This is a genomic window from Sciscionella sediminilitoris (assembly GCF_000737195.2).
In the GTDB taxonomy this organism is placed as follows: domain Bacteria; phylum Actinomycetota; class Actinomycetes; order Mycobacteriales; family Pseudonocardiaceae; genus Sciscionella; species Sciscionella sediminilitoris.
Window position 1 is genome coordinate 1 of sequence record NZ_JALM01000004.1, and the last position, 20,683, is coordinate 20,683.

The window sequence follows — 20,683 nt, forward strand, 5'->3', positions numbered from 1 at the left end:
CGGATTCCGGCTCGCCCGCACCGAGTTCGGCCGTTACCCGGACCCGATTCCCGGGGCCGAGCACGGGGACGTGGACTACGTGCTCGAGCGCGCGGACTGGTGCGCGGCGGATCAGGCGGATCAGTAGCCGCTGGTGTCCAGCTCCACCGCGAACGGCTCCGGAAGCGGAAGCGGCTCACCGAACGGCACCCGCAGGGTTCGCCGGTAGACACCATCGGAGGGCTCGCTGTGCAGGATCACCGAGGCGCCGCCGGAGTCGAAGCGGTCGACGAGCAGCTACAGCGGCACCCGGCCGTGCGCGTATCCCCACAGTTTCAGCGAACGGTCCTGGCGGGCGTTGCTCGGCGAGGTCACCTCCACGACCAGAGCGAGCAGCGATGCATCCACCGGGTCCCCGCCGTCCCGGATCCGTTCGCTGTCCGTGACACACAGGTCCCGGATGAACACCGAACTTCGCGTGGGAATCGCCACGCCGAGCCGTGGGTACACCAGGCGTGGCCGTTCGGTGACTTCCACCAATGTCTTGGTCAGTTCGGCGAGCGTGGTGTTGTGCGGCAAGGCCGATGGCGGCGACATGTGAACCCCCTCGGGCGAGAGTTCCACACGCTAGCCTTCCGGCGCGTCCAATCCACGCCACAGACCTAGCAGCGCATCCCAGTCGTACAACGCACCGAGCTCGGCAACGGCAGCACTCATCGCGGTCCCTCCAGTGTTGGTGCCCGCACCATACTGAGAACCACCGACAGTTCCGCCCGCCATGCCCGCGAGCATACCGCTGACCAGCGAAAACCGCATCAGCCGACCGAGACTGTCGGCTCCCCGCTCTCCTCGCTGGCCTCCGCGATCCGCATGGCTTCCTCGATCAGGGTCTCCACGATCGCGTGCTCCGGAACGGTCTTGATGACCTCGCCCTTCACGAAGATCTGCCCCTTGCCGTTACCGGAGGCCACACCCAGATCCGCCTCGCGTGCCTCACCGGGACCGTTGACCACACAGCCCATGACGGCCACCCGCAGCGGAACCTCCATGCCCTCGAGGCCCGCGGTCACCTGGTCGGCGAGCTTGTACACGTCGACCTGGGCGCGCCCGCAGGACGGGCAGGACACGATCTCCAGCTTGCGCGGGCGCAGGTTCAGCGACTGCAGGATCTGGGTGCCGACCTTGACCTCCTCGACCGGAGGCGCGGACAGCGAGACCCGGATGGTGTCCCCGATTCCCTGGCGCAGCAGCGCACCGAACGCGACCGCGGACTTGATGGTGCCCTGGAACGCCGGACCGGCCTCGGTGACGCCCAGGTGCAACGGGTAGTCGCACTGCTCGGCGAGCAACTCGTAGGCGCGCACCATGACCACCGGATCGTTGTGCTTCACCGAGATCTTGATGTCGTGGAAGTCGTGCTCGGCGAACAGCGAGGCCTCCCACAGCGCGGACTCGGCCAGCGCCTCCGGAGTGGCCTTGCCGTGCTTCTCCATCAGCCGCTTGTCCAGCGAGCCCGCGTTGACCCCGATCCGGATGGGCGTGCCGTGGTCCTTCGCGGCCTGGGCGATCTCCTTGACCTGGTCGTCGAACTTGCGGATGTTGCCGGGATTGACCCGCACTCCGGCGCAGCCCGCCTCGATCGCGGCGAACACGTACTTCGGCTGGAAGTGGATGTCGGCGATGACCGGGATCTGCGATTTCGCGGCGATCGCCGGGAGCGCCTCGGCGTCGTCCGCGGAGGGGCAGGCCACCCGCACGATGTCGCAGCCGGAGGCGGTCAGCTCGGCGATCTGCTGCAGTGTCGCGTTCACATCCGCGGTGACCGTGGTCGTCATCGACTGCACCGAGATCGGCGAGTCGCTGCCCACACCGACCTTGCCGACGTGCAACTGCCGTGTCTTGCGCCGCTCTGCCAGCGTCGGCGCGGGAAGTGCCGGCATACCCAGGTTGACGTCCACTGCTCCTCCTGTATCCAACGGCTCTGTCACCATTGTCCCCCAGGGACACCGATGCACGGCGGGCGGGCGATGTGTGCCTCGCCGCTCCGCACGAGGCCTATTAGAACCTGATCGGGTTAACGATGTCCGCCGTGATGGTGAGCAGCATGAAAGCACCGCCGATCAGGACGACGACCATGGTCACCCCGGACAGCTTCGTGTAGTCCACCGGGCCGCCGGGCGCGAGCCCACGCAGCTTGCGCAGCCAGTTCCGGATCCGTTCGTAGACCGCGATCGCCACGTGCCCGCCGTCCAGCGGGAGCAGCGGGAGCAGGTTCATCGCGCCCATGAAGAAGTTCAGCGCCGCGAGCAGGTAGAGGAACAGCACCCAGCTGCCCTGTTCGACCGCGTCGCCGCCGATGATCGAGGCACCCACGACCGAGATCGGCGTGTCCGCTCCCCTGTCACCGCCGCCGATGGCGCTGATCAGCGCGGGCACCTTCTCCGGCAGCCGCTTGATGCCCTCCCAGACATTGGCGAACATCACGCCGGTGAACTCCCCGGCACCGGCGAAGGCGGTGACCGGGTTGTAGGTGAAGGTGCTCTCCGCGCCCGCCCCGATCGCGCCGATCTCACCGATCGAGGGCGCCTGCTTCGGGTTCGCGCTCTGCTTGACACCGGTGACCTCGGCGACGTCCATCCGCAGGGTCAGCGTCCTGCCGTCCCGGTCCACGACGATCGGGGTGGAGCCGCGCTGCGCCTGGATCGTGAGCACCGCCTGCGACCAGGTCTTCGTGGGCTTTCCGGCCACCGAGACGATGCGGTCGCCCTCCCGCAGTCCCGCCTGCTTCGCCGGGGCCGGGGCGCCGGGCGCGCAGGGCAGGTACTTCCACTGCTGCTTGCCGTCCTTGTGCCCGGCGAACTTCGCCGTCTGGGCACAGTCGGCGACCTTGCCGATGTAGGGCTTGTCGAGCACGTTCGGCACGCCCGTGGTGACCGCCATCAGGTACACGACGAGGAAGCCAAGGACGAACTGGGTGACCACTCCGGCGATCATCACCACGACGCGCTTCCACACCGCGAAGCGCCACATCGCCCGCGGCTTCTCCTCCTCGGTGACCTCGTCCAGCGCGGTCATCCCGGCGATATCGCAGAACCCGCCCGCCGGGATCGCCTTGAGCCCGTACTCGGTCTCGCCGCGCCGGAAGGACCACAGCTTCGGCCCGAAGCCGATGAAGTAGCGGCGCACCCGCATACCGAAGGCCTTGGCGGTGAACATGTGCCCGGCCTCGTGCAGCGCGACCGAGAGCCCGATGCACAGCGCGAAGAGCACTATGCCACCGATGAATGCGAGCACCTGGTTGGTTCCTTCCCCGTTCAGTTACTGCGAGCCAGGTACTGCCCGCACCGAACACGTGCCCAGTCTTCCGCGGCGAGTACCTCCTCCACGTTCGAGGGCGCTCCACGCCACTGGTCCGCGTCCTCGACCACCCTGGTAACAGTGTCCACGATGTCGGTGAAAGCAGCGTAGCCCGTCACGAAGCCCTCGAGCGCCCGCTCGTTGGCCGCGTTGAACACGGCGGGTACACAGCCCCCGGCCTCCCCCGCCGCCTTCGCCAGCGGCACCGCGGGAAAGGCCTGCTCATCGAGCGGTTCGAACTCCCAGCTCGACGCCGTGCGGAAATCGCAGCTCGGCGCCGCATCGGGCACCCGCTGCGGCCAGCCGAGGGCGAGTGCGATGGGCAGCCGCATGTCCGGCGGGCTGGCCTGGGCGATCGTGGCGCCGTCGGTGAAGGTCACCATCGAGTGCACGATCGACTGCGGGTGCACCACCACGTCGATGCGCTCGTAGGGAATGTCGTAGAGCAGATGCGCCTCGATCACCTCGAGCCCCTTGTTCACCAGGGTCGCCGAGTTGATCGTGATCACCTTGCCCATGTTCCAGGTCGGATGCGCGAGCGCCTGCTCGACCGTGACATCCCGCATCTGCTCCCGGGTGCGGCCGCGGAAGGGTCCACCCGATGCGGTGACCACCAGTTTGGCCACCTCTTCGCGGGCCCCGGAGCGCAGGCACTGGGTCAGCGCCGAGTGCTCGGAGTCGACCGGCACGATCTGGCCGGGTTTGGCCGCCCCCGTGACCAGCGGACCGCCCGCGACCAGGGATTCCTTGTTCGCGAGCGCCAGCCGGGAGCCGGTGGCGAGCGCGGCCATGGTAGGGGCGAGCCCGACCGAACCGGTGATCCCGTTGACGATCACGTCGGCGGGCACCTGCTCGATGAGCTCCACCGGGGCCTGTGCGCCGACCAGGATCCGCGGCATCGCGAACTCCCCGCGCGCGTAGCCCGCCCGCTCGGCGGCCGCGTACAGGGCGAGCGTCAGGTCCTCGGCCGCGGTCGGTTTGCCGATGGCGACCACCTGCGCTCCGGTGGCCAGGACCTGCTCGGCGAGCAACGCCGGATTCGCCCCGCCCGCGGAGAGACCGAGAACGCGGAACCGGTCCGGATTGGCCGCGACCACCTCGAGCACCTGGGTGCCGATCGAGCCGGTCGAACCGAGTAGTACGACGCTACGGGGATCCATGGCCGGTATTCTCTCCTACCCGTGCCGCCATGCCCGTCCCGGTCACCGGGCTTCACACGGATGGCGGGCACGGATGTTCCCGGCCCCGGAACACCTCAGCCTTCGACGGTCACCGTGTCACTCGCACCCTTCCCGATCACCGCGGTCCGCACGTGCAGCACACCGGCCTGCGCATCGTAGGTCCAGTCCACCGCGCCATGGACCGCTTTCGGCCGGTGCCCGGTGTGCACGCTGAACCGGTAGGCGCGCCCCGGTGCCTGCCCGGCGTACCCGCCTTCGACACGGCCGATTCCGAGCACGGTCCGGTTCCCCCGGGTGGTGCTGCTCAGCCGCTGGGTGGTCTGCGCCGTGGAGCGGGTCACCCCGTCGTCCTCGGTGAGCCGGAACTCCTGGTGCCCGGCCTTCGGGTAGACGTCCACGTCCAGGTTCGCCTTGTCCCTGGTCTGCCAGCTGGTGGTGCCCTCGGGCCACATCGGCACGATCGCGCCGTCCCGCACGAACATCGGCAACCTGTCCAACGGGGCGTGGTAGCCGTTCACGACCGTCGGGCCGCGGTACTTCTTCCCGGTCCAGTAATCGGTCCAGGTGCCCTTCGGCAGATAGATGCCGTCGCGGGTGTCGGTGTCCCGATAGACCGGGGCGACGAGGAAGTCCTTTCCGGAGAGGAATTCGTAGCGGGCCGCCTCGCTCCACGCCTTCGGATCGTCCGGGTACTCGAGCGCGAGCGGACGCACCTGGCCGACCCCGCTCCGGTGCGCGGCGGCCGAATAGCTGTACATGTACGGGATCAGCCGCTCGTGCAGATCGAGATACTTGCGGTTGATCGAGGTGTAGGGCTCGCCCTGGCGCCAGGGCTGCTTGTCCTGTTTGGCCCAGCCGTCCATGGTCATGGACACCGGCAGCATCATCTTCCACTGCAGATCGCGCACGTAGCTCTTCGGGCCCGCACCGTCGTAGATCCCGTCGATGTCCCCGGTGTTGTAGGCGATGCCGGACATCGTGGAGCCCGCGTAGGCGGGGATCTGCCACCGGATGTAGTCCCAGCCGCCCTTCTGGTCCCCGCTCCAGAGCACCGCGCACCGCTGCGCGCCCGCCCAGCTGACCGGTTGCCATACGAAGCCGCGGGCATCGGAGTTCTGCTCGATACCCGATTTCGCCGTATCGCAGGCGTCCAGTGCCATTTTGTACCCTGGTCCGACCCATTTGACGTCGAGCTTGCGGACCCGAACCCCGGCCTTGGTCTCCTTGTCCTGATTCGGCAACCCGTCCTCGGTCCACAACCCGAGCTGCATGTTCCGCTCGCGCAGCCCCTTGCCCACCTTGTCCAGGTTCTCGTAACCGCAGCCGTAGCCGTCGTTGACGAGCATCCAGCCGTTGGGCATCTGGTTGCGCCGGTATCCGTCCGCGACCTTCAGCGCGTCCATGGTGTGCCGCTCGCCGCGGTTGGCGTTGTGCAGATAGCAGTCCGAGTCGCCGAGTTCGAGCCCGTACACCGGAGGCAGGAACGGTTTGCCGACCAGGTCGGTGTAGCGCCCGATCACCTCCTTCGGCTGGTCGCCGACCACGTAGATCGCGTCGAACCGGCGTTCCTTCTCGCTGGTGCGCACCGGATCGGTGAACGCGTAACTGCCTTCGGCGAAGGTGTTGCGCAGCACGCCGTATCCGGCCGTCGAGCCGTAGAAGGGCTGCGAGTTCGGCGCACCGCCCTCGTCCCAGTTGTCGTCGTTGAACACCCGCACCGTCTTGTCCCGGTGCGAGAAACTGCCGTTCTGCTCGCCCGCCCCGTAGAACTGCTCGGCCCGGCCGCGCTCCAGGGTCTGCGTCGTGGTGTCCCCGGACCAGGACAGCGGGCTGCGCTCGGCCCAGATCCGGCGCTCGTCCGCGGCGTCGTACAGCGCGAACCGCAGCGGATCCTTGTACACCCGCAGGGTCAGCTTCCCCGTGGCGAAGGCGAGATACGATCCGCGATCCAGCTGCCGCGGACGGATGTCCGCCGGTTGGCCGCGCACGATCGTCCGCCCGGCCGGGTCGGTGAACTTCCCGTCCGGGGCGAGCCAGATCCGCACCGCGCCGGGCATCGGGAAGCTCACCCGGACGGCCGCGTCGCCGGAGCGCAGGGTCACCGTGCCGCCATGGACGCTCGCCCCGCTCAGCGCACCGAGCGAACCGGACTTCGGCGGCGCCACGGCGTGTGCCACCGGCCCGGTGAACAGTGCCCCCACCGCGGCCAGCGCGACCGCCGTTCGCGTAAACCTGCTCATTCAGACCACCTTCCACGCACCTTTATGCAGAAGATGATGGCCTATCGCGCCCGCGCTGTCACGGTCCGTTCGTCGGGTATCGGGGTTACTTCGTGCCGGACACCCGCACCTTCATCGAGGTGCCGCGCTGCTCGAGCACCCGGATGCCCACGCCCACGGCGGGCAGCTTCACTCCCGCGTTCGGTTGTTCCGGAGAGAAGTACGAGGCGGTGTCGTCGAAGACCGGGTTCCCGTTCTGCCCGCGGATGTAACTCGCTCTGCCGTTCGGGTGCAGGGTGAAGGAATCGGCCTTGTTCCGGGAGAACGGCACGTCGTACCCGGAAACCGTGGTCGGCCACGGTTTCCCGTCGAGGTCGTAGATCGGCTTCGGGTGCGCGTCCACCGGGAGGATCTGTCCCTCTCCCGGATGGCTGCCGGTGTTGTTGTCCGTAAAGGCATCGTTCCAGTACGAGACGAGCAGCCCGGTCTGGTATGGGAAATGCTCGACCCAGTTGCGGTTCGCCGGATTCGACCGGAAGTACGGACCGGTCCTCATGTACCGGTCATAGGATTCGTAGGTCCGGTTCGAGGCGATGTAGAAATTGTCGAAAGCCTTCGTCACCCGCTGGGTGACATCCGCGAATCCGTCGAGCGTCCAGCCGTTCGCCCCGTTCTCGGCGCCATCGGTGAACACCGGCCGACCGTCCGCGTTGATGCCGATGTCATCGGCGAACAGGCCACCGAGATTGCCGCCGTGATCGGAGCGGAAAGCGAACCGGAGCTGGATCTTCTTTCCCGCGAACCGATCGAGCGGCACGCTGGCGTCCAGCCATTGTTTTCCGGTCGTTCCGGTGATCGCGGGGGCGTTCCCGGAATCGCGGCCGAACGGTTTCCCGTTCACGGTGCCGTTCAACTGCGTCCAGTGCGTTCCGTCCGTACTGGCCTCGACATACGCGAAATCGAAACCTTCCTCGATTTCGTAGCGCACTTTCATGTCAAGCTTCGCCTGCTTTGTACCGGTGAGGTCGAGTTCGCGTGCCATGGAATTGTCGAGATTGTCAGCCGAACCACTCCACCACATCTTCGCGCCGTTCGCGGGTGGCCCGTAGTCGAAGGTCTTCTGGATCTTCGGGAGCGGCACCACGAGGCCCTGTGCCTTGGCGGAATTGTATTCGTGCGGTCCCAGTTCGAGGGTGCGCGACACCCCGGGAGGCACCACCTCGTAGTCGAGCCAGCCGAGTTGCAACTTGTCCCAGGCTCCGAGGTCGTTCGGGCGGTACCCGATCGGTTCACCTTTCCCGTTCACCCGGTTCTGCGCCATGAGCGTCCACCAGTTGACGTTGTTGGTGCCGCCCGCGGAATCGTATTCATCGGGCAGGCCGAGATCGTGCCCGTATTCGTGGGCGAACACCGACACCCCGCCGTTCTCCGGCTGCATCGTGTAGTCCCCCACCCACAGGCCGGTGTCCCCGATCTGCGCACCGCCACGCGGATTCCGCACCGGTCCGGACTGGTAGTTCATGAAGGCGTAGGCGCGGTGGCTCCAGATCGCGTCCTCACCCTGGATGGGATCGGCGTTGGCCTGGTCTCCCCCGGCGTGCACGATCTGGAAATGGTCGATGTAGCCGTCCGGCTCATTGAAATCACCGTCGCCGTCGTAGTCGTTGCGATCCCACTGATCGAACTCCGCGAGCTCGGCACGAATCTGCTCGGTCGATTTCCCGGAGGCCCGCTGATCGGCGACCCACTGGTTCACCGCGTCCTTGATCAGCTCCATCGAGTTGTTGCAGGTGTTGTCCGCACACGGGAACCCGTTGCTGCGGCCGTATCGCGCCTCGTTGTACTTCACCCGCACCCAGTCGGTGACCTTCCCGTCGACCGAATACCGCCCCGAAGACTGCCGGTCGTAGTAATTGGCGACCGAATTCGCACCCGGATCGCGCGAGAAATACAGATCCTGGAAATGCTGCCGCGAATAGTCCCGCTGCCAGATGGTCGTATTGTCCACGGCCCGGTCCGGCTCCGGGATCTCGTTGTGCCGTGGCCCGTCGAATCGCTTCGGGCCCTCGGTTTCCGGGTCGGTGTCCTGATCAGGGTAGTCCGGAAGCCGCTGGTCACCGAACTCCGCCAGGACCACGAAGATCTTGTCCGTCTTCTCCCTGCCCAGCTCCACGTACTGGTCCAGCCGTCCGGAACCGGGCCCCCGCGCGCCGAGCCGCTTCGGCTTCTTACCGAGCTCGACCACCGTGCTCGCGCCGCGCTTCTCGGCCTTCGCCTGCCCGTTGAGCACCTTCGCCAGCGCCGCCGAACGCAACTGTCTGCGCTTCTGCTCCGCGGCGCCCGGACGATCGTCATGCGCGGCGAGCACCCGCGTACCCGTCGTCCCGGTGTCCGGTGCGGCCGTGGCGGTCTCCGCGAGCGGCATGGTCAGCAGCACTGCCCCGAGGACAGCGAACAGTCTTCGACGCATACGTCCTCCCAGAATCCACGGTGATCCCTGTCAAACCCCAATCGGATGAACCTTACGAAAAGGGCAAACGAGAAGGAAACGAACGGAGTGCTCTTACGCCGAATCGTTACCCACGGCGGCACACCTTCGCCACGTTGTGCGAAAATGGGGGTGATCAAGCCGGGAACACGCTAGGAGGTCAGCGGTGGAGTCGAAGGAGCTTACGGAGTCTCCCTTCACCCAGGTCAGCCCCAATGACGAGCCGTCAGCCCGCTGGGGATGGCACGGGACCTTTCCGCGCGTCACCCAGGTCTTGACCTGGGTCGCGGCGATTCTCTGCATCCTCATGGCACTGTTCGGCAACCAGCAGGGGCACGTCGAGGACTTCTTCCTGTTCGGCTGTGCCGCGCTGCTCATCGGCGGTTCCGTCGCCGCGGCGGTGCGCAGGCGCACTTCCTGGCGCAGGTGATCGGCGCGGAGCTGCGCGATCGGCTCCGCTCCTTCGAACCGGCACGGATCGAGGACGGTGACCGCCGACGCGCCGCGGTCACCCTGGCGCTGCACAGCGAGGCCGACGGGCAGCCACGGGTCTGGCTGACCCTGCGCTCGGCGGGCCTTCGCCAGCACGCGAGCCAGTTCGCTTTCCCCGGAGGCAGGCTCGATCCCGGCGAGGACGCCTTCACCGCCGCACGGCGCGAACTGCACGAGGAGCTCGGTGTCGCACTGGGCCGGGAGTCCTATCTCGCCCGCCTCGACGACTACGCCACCCGGTCCGGCTACGTGATCACTCCGTTCGTCGTCGACGCCGGACAGAACCCCGTCACCGCGCCCAACCCCGGCGAGGTCGCCGAGCTGTTCGCGCCGACCTTGCCGGAACTCGACGTGACACCGCGGTTCCTGCGCATCCCGGAATCCGAGCGCCCGGTCATCCAGCTCCCGCTGCTCGGCACGCTCATCCACGCCCCGACCGCCGCGATCCTCTACCAGTTCCGCGAACTCGCCCTGCACGGGCGCCGGATCGCGGTCGCCGACTACGAGCAGCCCGTCTTCGCCTGGAAGTAGGAATCGCCCGTCCGGAGCGCCCGCCACCGCGCCCGAGAACCTCGGAGGAACCTGGGGCATGAACGGAGTGGTGTCGGCGATCGCCGAGTTGCCGCCGATCTCGATCTACGGCTGTATCGCCGCCGTGGTCCTCGTCGAGTCGGTGCTCCTGCTCGGCACGTTCGCGCCGACGCTCGCGCTGCTGCTGACCGCGGGCGCACTGGCCGATCGCGGGGTCCTCCTGCTCCCGGTGGTGATCGTCCTGGCCACCTCGTGCGCGGTGTGCGGTGATTGCCTCGCACGGCTGACCGGTGCCGCCCTGGGGCCCCGGCTGCACACCAGCAGACTCGGCCGCCGCATCCCCGCGGCGGCCTGGCGGCGCGCCACCGTGCTGATGGATTCCTACGGTGGCGCCGCCGTATTCTTCGGCCGGTTCATTCCGGTGGTGCGCACCGTTACGCCCTATCTGGCGGGCGCCACCGGACTCCGTTACCGGCGGATCGCCGTGTTCAGCGTGGTCGCGGCGGCGATCTGGGCGTCCGCGGAGATCTGCGTCGGCTATTTCGCCGCGGCCTCGCTCGACGTTCTGCTGGCCAAGGCCGGAACCGGCGTCGCCATCGCCGCGGCGTGCCTGGTCGTGCTCCTGCTCATCGTCATCGTGGTCTACCGGCGCAGGTCGGCACGCTAGAGCGCCGCCGCGCTCACTCCTCCGCCGCGTTCATTCCCCCGCCGCGTTCACTCCTCCGCGGCGAGCTGACCGCAGGCGGCGGCGATCTCCTGGCCCCTGGTGTCCCGCACCGTGCAGGCGACCCCGGCCTCGTTGACCCGGCGCACGAACTCCTGCTCGACGGGCTTCGGCGAGGCGTCCCACTTGGATCCGGGCGTCGGGTTCAGCGGGATGACGTTCACGTGCGCCAGCTGGCCGAGATGCTTGCGCAGCAGGGAACCCAGCAGATCGGCGCGCCACGGCTGGTCGTTCATGTCCCGGATCAGGGCGTACTCGATGGAGACCCGCCGCCCGGTCGACTCGGCGTAGCCGCGCGCGGCCTCGAGTACCTCGGCGACCGGCCAGCGGTTGTTCACCGGAACCAGGGTGTCGCGCAGTTCGTCGTCCGGGGTGTGCAGTGAGACCGCGAGGCGCACCTGCAGCCCCTCGGCGGTGAGTTTGCGGATCGCGGGGGCGAGACCGACGGTGGACACGGTGACCGAGCGCTGCGAGATACCGAGCCCGTCCGGGGCGGGATCGGTGATCCGGTGCACGGCGTCGAGCACCCGCTTGTAGTTGGCCAGCGGCTCCCCCATGCCCATGAACACGATGTTGGACAACCGGCCCGGTCCGCCGGGCAGCGCCCCGTCCCGCATGGCGGCCGCGGCCAGGCGCACCTGCTCGACGATCTCCGCGGTGGACAGGTTGCGCTGCAGCCCGCCCTGGCCTGTCGCGCAGAACGGGCAGGCCATCCCGCAACCGGCCTGGGAGGAAACGCAGACGGTCGTGCGGTCCGGGTAGCGCATCAGCACGCTTTCGATCAGCGTGCCGTCGTGTGCGCGCCACAACGTCTTGCGGGTGGTCCCGTTGTCACACTCGATGTGCCGCACGGTGTCCAGCAGCGGCGGGAACAGCTCCCCGGCCAGTCGCTCCCTGCTCGCGGCTGGCAGGTCGGTCATCGCTTCCGGATCGGCGGACAACCGGGAGAAGTAGTGGTGCGAGAGCTGCTTGGCGCGGAACGGCTGCTCACCGAGTTCCCGCACGGCGTCCACCCGTTCCGGCAGCGACAGATCGGCAAGGTGGCGCTTGGGCATGCCACGGCGCGGCGCTTCGAACACGAGAGGTAGGGCGGACACGAGGTACTAGTCTCCCATACCGTCCGGACCGGCGGCGAGCCGACAGGCCTCGACGAGGGCACTGAGCTCGGGGCGCCCGGCACCGGCCTGCACGGCGAGTGCGGTCGGCATCCGCGGCCGCGGCGCACGCAGCGGCCGGAACACCACACCGGCGGCCGCGATCTGCTTGGCGTGCGCGGCATAGAACACCGTCCACGCCGGGCCGCCGAACCCGATATCGGCGAGGGTGTCCTGGGCGGTGGTGAACGCGCGCCCGAGCCGGGGCTCGAACCCGGCGGTCCGGCAGCAGTCGAGCACGAGCTCGTAGAGCGCCGGGTTGCGCCCGTGCTCCGCGATCCGCAACGGCAGTTCGGCCAGCGCGGCGAACTCGACCGTCTCGGCACCGGCGAGCGGGTGCGCCGCGGGAAGGGCGACCAGCAGCTCATCGCGCCACACCGGGAACAGCCGCAGCCCGGCGAGCGTGCGACGGCCGCGCACCAGCGCCGCGTCGAGCTCGCCCTCCCGTACCGCGCGCAGCCGCTCCTCGGTCCCCAGATCGACCAGTTCGAGCCGGGCCTCGGTCCGCTCGGCGAACGCGGGCAGCACGACGTCCAGCCGTTCAGCGAGCCCCTGGCTGGTCCCGAGCCGGACCGGAAGCGGCCGCGGGGCGCCCAGCTGTGCCATAGCCTCCCGCGCCCGCCGCTGCGCCTCGAGCACCGCGGTGGCGTGCGGCACCAGCCGATCCCCCGCCTTGGTCAGCCGCACCGTCCGCGTCGTGCGGTCGAAGAGGGTGACCCCGAGCTCGCGTTCCAGCCTGCGCACCTGCTGGCTCACCGCGGACTGCACGATGTGCAGCCGCTGCGCCGCGCGCCCGAAGTGCAGTTCCTCGGCGACGACGAGGAAGTACTGCAGCTGCCGCGTCTCCATGCCACCCTTCGATTGATCATCGATCGTGATCAGTATAGGCGTGATCCGCTCGTTGTTCGCCGGCTCGCGCTCGGGTGTGCTCGGGGTATGGCTTTCCTGGATATCGACGGCATCGCGCTGCACTACACCGAGAACGGAACGGGCGAGCCGCTCCTGTTCCTGCACGGCTGGGGAACGAGCGGGCGGGTGTGGGACGCCCAGCTGCCGGAGTTCGTCCGCGATCACCGGGTGCTCACCCTCGACTGGCGCGGCTGCGGGCGCTCGGACCAGCCGGCACAGGGCAACGATCACGAGCAGGTGTGCGCGGATCTGCTCGCCGTGTTCGACGCACTCGGGATCCGGGCCGCGGCACTGATCGGCTCCTCGATCGGTGCGGCCTTCTCGACCGAGTTCGCACTGCGCCATCCCGAACGCGTGACCCAGCTCGTCGCAGTGGACGGACCCGCTTACTGGGGTGCCGAGGGCGACCTCGGCGAGCTGCGGCAGCGCCTGGCCACCGCGCGTGCCGCCACCCTCGCCGAATGGGTGCCCGGCTGGTACGCGCCGGGCACCGCGCCCGCCCTGATCGGGGCCACGGAGCGGATGATCCTGGAGTCCGGAGTGTTCATCGACGCGCACTTCGACTGGCTCGCCGGTTACGACCCGCGTCCCGCTCTTCCCGGGCTCGCGGTACCGGTCAGCTATGTGCACGGCGCGCTCGATCCGCAGATCCCGCTCGCCGTCGCCGAACACTGCGCGGCGCTGACCCCCGGGGCACGGCTGCGGGTGATCGAACAGGCGGGCCACATGCCGCAGCTGGAACGGCCCGCCGAGTTCAACGCAACCCTGCGCGCACTGCTCGAAGACTGAGGATCAGCTGCCGGAACCGGATTCGTCCAGCCGCGCTCCCCGCGTCTCCGGGAGGCGCAGCACTACGGCCGCCGAGATGAGCAGCAACAGCACCGTGTATCCCGTGAACCAGGCGGGATCGAGCTTGGTGCCGATCAGCTCCTGCAGATACGGGGCGGTTCCGCCGAACGCGGCCACGGTGATCGAGTACGGGATGCCGACCGCGACGGTGCGCACCTTCGTCGGGAAAAGCTCCGCGTAGACGGCAGGCAGGATCGAGGCATACATCCCGATCAGCAGCATGGCAAGGGACATCGAGACGCCGAGCAGCACGGCGCTGTGCCCGATGATGGCGTCGAGCGGGAACACGAGCGCCGCCGTGGCGAGCAGTCCGGTGAGCAGCATCGGTTTCCGCCCGACGCGGTCGGAAAGCTTGCCCCACAACGGAAGGGTGAGCACGAAGACGCCGTTGCCGACCACCCCTGCCCAGAAGGCGGAGCGCTCGTCGACACCGCGCGCGGAGATCGCGTGCGCGGTCTGGGACACCGACCAGACGTAGTAGACGACGGTGAACCCGGCGGTCAGCCCGATGACCTTCACCACGGCCGCCCGGTTGGCCACCAGCAGCGGCCACATCCGCGGTTTGGTGCTGCCCACGTCGGAGGTGAAGGTGGCGGTCTCGGTCATGCGCAACCGCATGAACAGCACGTAGAGCCCGAACACCCCGCCGAGCAGGAACGGGATCCGCCAGCCGAACTCGCCCATCTGGGTATCGCTGAGGGTGGCCGCGAGGATGGCGGCGAGCACCGTGCCGAGCAGATTGCCCAGTGTTCCGGACACGTAGATCAGGCTCGACCACAGGCCGCGGCGCTGCGCGGGGGCGTACTCGGCGACGTAGGTCTGCGCGGACGGCAGCTCACCGCCGTGCGCGAGGCCCTGGATCAGCCGGGCGAGCAACAGGATCACCGAGGCGAGCGCGCCCACCCTGGCGTAGCTCGGCGCGAACCCGATCACCAGGCTGCCCAGCGCGGCGAGCCCGATGGACAGGGTCATCGCGAATTTGCGCCCCCGCCGGTCGGAGAGCAGCCCGAACAGGAAACCGCCGAAGGGGCGCGCCACGAAGCCGACCGCGAACACGGCGAGCGTGGACAGCAGCGCGGAGACCCGGTCGGCGCTGTTGAAGAACTGCGGGGCGAAATAGGTGGTGAAGACCGCGTAGACGTTCCAGTCGTACCACTCGAGGGCGTTTCCCGCGCCCGCGCCGAATACGGCCCTGAACCTGCCGCGAACTGCGCCGGTGCGCGCGGTATCGGTGTCGATCACGGCGCAACCGTAACCGCACCGGGGCACCGGCCGTGTAGCGATCCCAGACATCGGGCGCGATTCGGTTATCGTCGCGTGTCATGAACTCCGCGACCCCCTGGATCGGTACGGTCTCCGCGCTGCTCGGTGTGGTGCTCACCGTCGGAGCCACCCAGCTGCGCGCCCGCTCGGATCGCCGCACCGAGCGCAGCCGGCTGTCCCGGGAACAGAAGACCGCGGACTATCCCGAACTGCTGCGGGCCGCGCGAACCCTGCTGCGGCTGCCGGTGTTCCCGGTCGAGGAGGGCGATCCGCGCACCGAACTGGCCGCGGTGGAGTCGGCCGCGCTCCGGGTGACCTTGTTCGCCCCACGGGAAATCGCCGCACTGGCCGAGGAACTCGCCTCGACCGCGGTGCACCTGGCGGACACGGTGCGCGAATTGCGGGCGAGCACCCTGCCGGGCCGGGAACCGGACGGCACGGACCAGGTGCGCGCCGACCTCGAGCGGGCCCTCACCGAGTTCACCGAGGCGGCCCGCCGCGACCTGGAAAGCGAGCCCCGGCGACTACGATGAGAACCGAACGGGGTTCGCGCGAGCAGAGGTTGCGGTAGGCATGGCGAATGGGGGCGCGACGGCCGAGGAACGTAAGTGGGGGACCTTCGGCTGCGAGCGCACGATCCTCTGCGTGGGGCGCTCACTGACCTCGGTGATCCGGCTGCTCGAGACGAGCGAGCTGTTCTCCGGGGATTTCCGGCTGCGCAGGCTGTTCACCCTGCAGGACGAGTTCCGGCACCGGGCACACGCCGAACGGCTGCTGCGCGAGGCGCGGGTGGATCGCATCGTGCCGTGGTCGCAGGTGAAGGACCAGCCCGCGGACCTAGTGCTCACCGCGAGCGAGAACATCGACCCGGCCACCGTGCGCGGGCCGATCGTGGTGCTCCCGCACGGCATCGGGTTCAACAAGTTCGTGCCCGAGCGAGACGGGAACGGCACCCGGATCGCGGGCGTGCCCTCGGCGGCGGCGCTGGGCAGCGGCCGGATCACCCTGGTACTCGCGCATGCCGAGCAGGAGCAGCAGCTGCGCGCGAGCTGTCCCGAGGTGCTCGGCCACACGGTGGTCACCGGTGATCCCACCGTGCAGCGCCTCGATGCGAGCCGCGCCCTGCGTGCCCGCTTCCGCCGGCTGCTCGGCACCGGTGACCGCCGCCTGGTGTTCCTGAGTTCCACCTGGGGCCGCGCCTCCGCGCTCGGTCTCACCCCGAAACTGCCGCACGCACTGCTCGCCGCGCTGCCCGCCGACTCCTACCAGGTGTGCGCGGCACTGCATCCGAACATCGCCTCGCACTACAACCGCGCGGATGTGGCGAACTATTACGCCGACGCGCTCGATGCCGGACTGGCACTGCTGCCACCCGAAGCGGGCTGGCACGCCGCCCTCGTCGCCTCGGATGTGGTGATCGCCGACCACGGCTCCCTCGGTCTGTACGCCGCCGGTCTCGGAAAACCCTTGCTGCTCACCGGTTCCGCCGAGGAGATCGTGCCCGGCACCCCGGTCGAAGCGCTCGCGGCCCGCGCCCCGCGCCTGGATCCGCGCGGCGATCTGCGTGCCCAGCTCGACGCGGCACCGGAGCATCGGACCGAGCTGACCCGCCAGGTCTTCGCGTACCGCGCGGATGCCGCTGAACGGGTGCGCGCCCTGCTGTACTCGATGCTCGGCCTCGATCCGGAACCCGTAGCACCGCTGGCTCGCGTCCCGGACCCGATTCCCGAACAGCGCCCGGTGCACGCCTTCCGGGTCCGAGTCACCGAGCACGGGGAAACCCTTGTGCTGGAACGGTTTCCCGCCTCGGTGGCCGCAGGGGAGCACTATCTGGTCGTGGACGAGGCCGATACCGATCTGCGGCGCGCCGAGAAAGCGGCCGTACTGCTGACCGAGGACCCCGAGGCGACGCTCGCCCGCTATCCGGGTGCCCGGCTGGCCGCCAAGCGGATCCCGCACGGCTGCCGGGTTTTCGGCCGCGAAGGCGAATCGGCCACCCTGTCCGGTGCCGATACCGGTGCGCTCGCGACCATCGCCTATCACCTGCTGTGCACGAATCGGCTGGACAGCACCGATTTTCCGGTCCGGATCGGCGAGCAGGAAACCACGGTACGGGTGCGTCAGGCGACTTCCGGTCCGCCGAGGCAGGCATAGAGCTCGCGGGCGCGGGCCCGGTGCTGCTCCGCGTGCTCCCGGTCCACCTCGGCCAGCCGTTCGTAGGCCCGGGCACGGTAGAACTCGTTGCCGTCGGCCAGCTCAGCGATCGCGCTCCGGAGGGTCTCCGCGGCCTGCTCGAATCGCCCGAGGCCATGGTGCGCCTGACCGAGTGCGGTGAGCGTGCGCCCGGTCATCCTCGAGTCGCCGACACCCTCCACCTCCGGCAAGGCGTCCTCGAGGATGACGGCCGCCTCGTCCGGGTGCCCTGCCTCGAGCCGTGACTCACCGAGGAAGTGTTTCGTGAAGGCACTTCCCCGGTCGTCCTCGGCCAGCGTGAACAGCTCGATCGCCCGCCGGAACGCGGCGCGCGCCTGTTCGTACTCCCCGATGCTGTTGTAATAGCGGGCATACAGTTCCTCGATCGAGGCCCGCAGTCGCCGATCCTCGCTGTCCTCGACCAGTGCGGCCGCCCGCTCCAGTTCGGCCAGCGCCCGATCGAACTCCCGGAGATCACACCAGGCGCGCGAGGAGAAACTGCGCAACCGGGCCTCCGCCGCACGATTACCGAGGGACGCGGCCGCCTGCGCGCCGAGCTCGCTGGTCTCCGTCCAATCCAGCAGATAGCGGCGATTGAGGTACAGCGCCGTGACCGCCTCGGCGAGCTGCCAAGCCTGATCCGCGAAACCGTGCTGCACCGCGACCCGGATGATCGCGCGCAGATTGATCCGCTCGCGGTCCAGCCAGTCGAGCGCGGATTTCTTGTCCGAGAACAGGAACTTGTCGAAGGTGCGGCCGCGCGGCACTCGATAACGCTCCTCGCGGAGGACCCACAGATCCGCCGCAGCGGCGTGCCGCAAGTAGTACTCGACGGCCGCGCGCAGCGTCGCGGTCATCTCGTGTTCGCTCTCGTACTCCGCGGCAACTTCCCTGGCGTGCCGGTGAATCAGCGTATGGAACCGGTAGCGGCCACTGCCCTCATCGGTGAGCAGGCCGGAACCGATCAGCTCCTCGAGGAATTCGTCGCCGGTGTCCGCGATCAGCCCGGCATCGAGCTCGGTGAACGGCAGTGTGCCCAGTCGCCGGTAGAGCAGCGCCGCGCCCTCGCTCAGCCGCGCGTAACTCTCCGAGAACACCGCGGCCACCCCGGAAGTACCCCGCCGCAGGGCCGAGAGCCCGCGCCGTTCATCGGCGATCTGCCCGACGAGTGCGGCCACCGTCAGGCTCCGGTTGGTGGCCAGACGTAGGGCGGCCACCTGTAAGGCGACCAGCAGGCCGGCGCACTGGTGCACCAGTTCGGCCAATGCCTCGGGTTCGGCCGCGATCCGGTCCCCGGCCAGCGTGCGGAGGACGTGAACGGCTTTCTGCTCATCGAGCGGGTGCACCTTCACGGTCTCGGCGCCGTACTGGTTCAGCTCGGCGAGTTCTCCGTTGGTGGTCACCAGTACCGCGCTGCCCGGGGACTTCGGCAGGAAGGGGACGAACTGCGCCGGATCGGTCACATCGTCGAGCACCAGCAGCAACGGGATCCGGGCCGTCTTGGTGCGCCACAGGTTGGCGCGCTCCCGCAAGGTACCGGGCACCATCTCCTTCGACACCCCGAGTGCCGCCAGACAGGATGCCAGGGCATCGCTGACCGATACTCCGGTGCCGAACTCGACGTAGAGATTGCCGCCGGAGAACGCTTCGCCTACCCGGCCGACGAACTTGTGCACGAGCGTCGTCTTGCCCACTCCGGGCAGTCCGCTGCACACCGCGACCTTGGCCCCGGCAGCACGGCGATCGGCGACCGCGGCGGTGAGCTCATCGAGCTCCTGCTCGCGATTGACGAACGTCTCCGGAGCGTCCGGAACCTCATTGGGTGTGCTCACCGGTTCTCCCCTCGCCGCGTGCGATGCGAGTGCACTTTACGACACGTGGCGAGGGGATGGCGGTGAACCACACACTGTCAGGGAATCAGCACCGGCTCCGAGTCCTGGGCCCGTTCCGCGGCGTTCGTCTCCGCCAGTTCGAAGGCGGTGGTGCGCGGGGCGGTTCCGTCGGCGAGCCAGGCCTGCATCAGGTAGGCGACCTTGGTCAGCATCTCGGAGCGCAGCTTGCTGAACGAGTCCGCGGGCTCCGCTCCGACCTGACCGAGCAGCAGCCACCAGGCCCACGCGGCCGCGCCCGCGTTCGCCACGAAGTCCGGGATCACCGGGACGCCGCGCTCGGTGAGCACGGCCTCGGCCTCCGGGGTGGTGCCGACGTTCGCGGCCTCCACGATGGCGCCGGCCCGCACCTGGGCGACGTTGTCCGGGGTGATCGCGTACGAGATCGCGGCCGGGATGAGCACGTCCACCTCGGTGGCCAGCACGGCTTCCCTCGGCAGGGTCCGCACGTCCTCGGGCAGCGCCGCCCGGTCGATCTCGCCGTACTCGTCGCGGGTGTCGAGCAGTGTGGGAACGTCGAGGCCCTCCGGGTGGAACAGGGTGCCCGCGGCGTCGGCCAGCGCGACGACCTTGGCGCCCGCGTCGTGCAGGTACCAGGCGGCGGCACCGCCCATCGTCCCGACGCCCTGCACCGCGACGGTGGTCCGCTCCAGCGGCTTCTCCCAGGCGTTGATCACCGCGAGGCTGGCCTGGGCCACCCCGTATCCGCCGATCACGTCGCCGAGCAGGCCACCGGGAACCGGGGCGTTGAGACCGGCGTGCACCCGGCGGAGGGTGCGCTGCGAATCGGTCGAGCGGCTGATCGCCGCGTGGTAGGACTGCTCGAGCCCGATCTGCGCGAACACCTCGTCGATCAGGTGCTGCGGGACTCCGAGGTCCTCGGCGGTGACCCAGTGGTCGTCCAGCCACGGGCGCATCGCGGTGCAGAACCGGGTCAGCACCTCGAACGCGCGCGGGTCCTTCGGGTCGCAGTCGATACCAGCCTTGGCACCACCGACCGGGAGGTTGAACACGGCGGACTTCACCGCCATACCCCGGGCGAGATCCTCGACCTCACCGATCGTGCAGCCGGCACGCATCCGGGTGCCACCGGTCGCGAGACCGGCGATCAGGGAGTGCACGACGAGGTAGCCGTGAATGCCAGTGACCGGGTCGGTCCAGGTCAGCCGGACCATGGGTTCGCGCGTCTGGATGGACATCGGCGGTACCTCCTCCATGCTCATTTGCTCGCGAAGCGAGACATTCTGTGTTACTCGACTGTGATGTTGTCTGTTGACAGCGAGACGAACGATCCCGCCATCGTCGACAGCTGGTCACCCATCGTGATCGGAGCGGCAATCCCGCTGCTTATTCGTCAGTTTGAGCGACTTTTGTGACGACCGTGTTAGCCGGTTGGGAACGACTGGTTGCCATTCTCACGGGGTATACCGCAGAGTGTGCGACATTAATTACGCA

At 68.7% G+C, this 20,683-nt stretch carries 17 protein-coding genes; 6 read left to right on the forward strand and 11 right to left on the reverse strand.

The features are described from left to right. Positions 1–276 precede the first annotated feature (276 nt). From AD72_RS35345 to AD72_RS01385, 6 genes are all read right to left on the reverse strand, one after another. Positions 277–576: a Uma2 family endonuclease gene (locus tag AD72_RS35345; protein WP_051897702.1), complete on the reverse strand. Its 300-nt coding sequence runs from the start codon at positions 574–576 to the stop codon at positions 277–279. Positions 577–794: 218 nt separating this feature from the next. Continuing rightward, entirely contained in the window at positions 795–1,919 is a 1,125-nt protein-coding gene (ispG, locus tag AD72_RS01365; RefSeq protein ID WP_082468719.1) for a flavodoxin-dependent (E)-4-hydroxy-3-methylbut-2-enyl-diphosphate synthase, read from the reverse strand. A 118-nt stretch (positions 1,920–2,037) separates the two neighbouring features. Further along, a complete protein-coding gene (locus AD72_RS01370) occupies positions 2,038–3,273 on the reverse strand; it encodes a M50 family metallopeptidase (protein ID WP_031464489.1) in 1,236 nt (411 codons plus the stop codon). 20 nt (positions 3,274–3,293) lie between these two features. Next, positions 3,294–4,496, reverse strand: coding sequence for a 1-deoxy-D-xylulose-5-phosphate reductoisomerase (gene dxr / locus AD72_RS01375; protein WP_031464490.1), 1,203 nt, complete (start codon positions 4,494–4,496; stop codon positions 3,294–3,296). 95 nt (positions 4,497–4,591) lie between these two features. Next, positions 4,592–6,757: a glycoside hydrolase family 31 protein gene (locus tag AD72_RS01380; protein WP_031464491.1), complete on the reverse strand. Its 2,166-nt coding sequence runs from the start codon at positions 6,755–6,757 to the stop codon at positions 4,592–4,594. A gap of 85 nt (positions 6,758–6,842) precedes the next feature. Further along, on the reverse strand, positions 6,843–9,206 hold the full coding sequence (locus AD72_RS01385) for an immune inhibitor A domain-containing protein (protein ID WP_031464492.1): 2,364 nt from the start codon (positions 9,204–9,206) through the stop codon (positions 6,843–6,845). 184 nt (positions 9,207–9,390) lie between these two features. Between AD72_RS01385 and AD72_RS01390 the strand changes: the two genes are divergently transcribed. Genes AD72_RS01390 through AD72_RS01400 form a run of 3 tightly spaced genes read left to right on the forward strand, consistent with a single transcriptional unit; the run spans position 9,391 to position 10,914 of the window. Next, entirely contained in the window at positions 9,391–9,654 is a 264-nt protein-coding gene (locus AD72_RS01390; protein ID WP_055731186.1) for a DUF2631 domain-containing protein, read from the forward strand. Then, positions 9,651–10,247 carry an NUDIX hydrolase gene (locus AD72_RS01395; RefSeq protein WP_031464494.1) on the forward strand — a complete coding sequence of 199 codons (597 nt, stop codon included), beginning with the start codon at positions 9,651–9,653 and terminating at the stop codon, positions 10,245–10,247. Before AD72_RS01390 ends, AD72_RS01395 begins: the two co-directional genes overlap by 4 nt. A gap of 58 nt (positions 10,248–10,305) precedes the next feature. Continuing rightward, positions 10,306–10,914 (forward strand): DedA family protein, encoded by a 609-nt coding sequence (locus AD72_RS01400; RefSeq protein WP_031464495.1) that lies wholly within the window; start codon positions 10,306–10,308, stop codon positions 10,912–10,914. Between the two features lie 47 nt (positions 10,915–10,961). Here the strand turns inward: AD72_RS01400 and rlmN are convergent, their stop codons facing one another. After that, positions 10,962–12,026, reverse strand: coding sequence for a dual-specificity RNA methyltransferase RlmN (gene rlmN / locus AD72_RS01405; RefSeq protein WP_231644706.1), 1,065 nt, complete (start codon positions 12,024–12,026; stop codon positions 10,962–10,964). Between the two features lie 48 nt (positions 12,027–12,074). Then, complete coding sequence (locus tag AD72_RS01410; protein WP_031464497.1) at positions 12,075–12,974, reverse strand: LysR family transcriptional regulator; 900 nt, start codon at positions 12,972–12,974, stop codon at positions 12,075–12,077. An 87-nt stretch (positions 12,975–13,061) separates the two neighbouring features. On the opposite strand from AD72_RS01410, the gene AD72_RS01415 reads away from it, so the two are divergent. After that, entirely contained in the window at positions 13,062–13,823 is a 762-nt protein-coding gene (locus AD72_RS01415; RefSeq protein ID WP_031464498.1) for an alpha/beta fold hydrolase, read from the forward strand. 3 nt (positions 13,824–13,826) lie between these two features. Here AD72_RS01415 and AD72_RS01420 read toward each other — a convergent pair whose 3' ends face one another. Beyond that, entirely contained in the window at positions 13,827–15,125 is a 1,299-nt protein-coding gene (locus AD72_RS01420) for an MFS transporter (RefSeq protein ID WP_031464499.1), read from the reverse strand. Between the two features lie 80 nt (positions 15,126–15,205). Between AD72_RS01420 and AD72_RS01425 the strand changes: the two genes are divergently transcribed. Together AD72_RS01425 and AD72_RS01430 are read left to right on the forward strand one after the other, a co-directional pair. Then, on the forward strand, positions 15,206–15,679 hold the full coding sequence (locus AD72_RS01425; RefSeq protein WP_031464500.1) for a hypothetical protein: 474 nt from the start codon (positions 15,206–15,208) through the stop codon (positions 15,677–15,679). Between the two features lie 40 nt (positions 15,680–15,719). Continuing rightward, positions 15,720–17,300: a hypothetical protein gene (locus tag AD72_RS01430; protein WP_051897704.1), complete on the forward strand. Its 1,581-nt coding sequence runs from the start codon at positions 15,720–15,722 to the stop codon at positions 17,298–17,300. Here the strand turns inward: AD72_RS01430 and AD72_RS01435 are convergent. Both AD72_RS01435 and AD72_RS01440 read right to left on the reverse strand, forming a co-directional pair. Further along, on the reverse strand, positions 17,267–19,171 hold the full coding sequence (locus tag AD72_RS01435; RefSeq protein ID WP_051897706.1) for a tetratricopeptide repeat protein: 1,905 nt from the start codon (positions 19,169–19,171) through the stop codon (positions 17,267–17,269). The two genes, AD72_RS01430 and AD72_RS01435, sit on opposite strands and share 34 nt — an antisense overlap. A gap of 77 nt (positions 19,172–19,248) precedes the next feature. Beyond that, positions 19,249–20,427, reverse strand: a complete 1,179-nt coding sequence (locus AD72_RS01440) for a Glu/Leu/Phe/Val family dehydrogenase (RefSeq protein ID WP_031464503.1) — start codon at positions 20,425–20,427, stop codon at positions 19,249–19,251. Positions 20,428–20,683: the final 256 nt, after the last annotated feature.

Bases quoted from the DNA above. Each gene is read 5' to 3' on its own strand.
- ispG (WP_082468719.1), bottom strand. From the start codon at position 1,919: ATGCCGGCACTTCCCGCGCCGACGCTGGCAGAGCGGCGCAAGACACGG.
- AD72_RS01385 (WP_031464492.1), bottom strand. From the start codon at position 9,206: ATGCGTCGAAGACTGTTCGCTGTCCTCGGGGCAGTGCTGCTGACCATG.
- AD72_RS01380 (WP_031464491.1), bottom strand. From the start codon at position 6,757: ATGAGCAGGTTTACGCGAACGGCGGTCGCGCTGGCCGCGGTGGGGGCA.
- AD72_RS01440 (WP_031464503.1), bottom strand. From the start codon at position 20,427: ATGTCCATCCAGACGCGCGAACCCATGGTCCGGCTGACCTGGACCGAC.
- AD72_RS01400 (WP_031464495.1), top strand. From the start codon at position 10,306: ATGAACGGAGTGGTGTCGGCGATCGCCGAGTTGCCGCCGATCTCGATC.
- AD72_RS01410 (WP_031464497.1), bottom strand. From the start codon at position 12,974: ATGGAGACGCGGCAGCTGCAGTACTTCCTCGTCGTCGCCGAGGAACTG.
- AD72_RS35345 (WP_051897702.1), bottom strand. From the start codon at position 576: ATGTCGCCGCCATCGGCCTTGCCGCACAACACCACGCTCGCCGAACTG.
- AD72_RS01430 (WP_051897704.1), top strand. From the start codon at position 15,720: ATGGCGAATGGGGGCGCGACGGCCGAGGAACGTAAGTGGGGGACCTTC.
- rlmN (WP_231644706.1), bottom strand. From the start codon at position 12,026: ATGCCCAAGCGCCACCTTGCCGATCTGTCGCTGCCGGAACGGGTGGAC.
- AD72_RS01415 (WP_031464498.1), top strand. From the start codon at position 13,062: ATGGCTTTCCTGGATATCGACGGCATCGCGCTGCACTACACCGAGAAC.
- dxr (WP_031464490.1), bottom strand. From the start codon at position 4,496: ATGGATCCCCGTAGCGTCGTACTACTCGGTTCGACCGGCTCGATCGGC.
- AD72_RS01425 (WP_031464500.1), top strand. From the start codon at position 15,206: ATGAACTCCGCGACCCCCTGGATCGGTACGGTCTCCGCGCTGCTCGGT.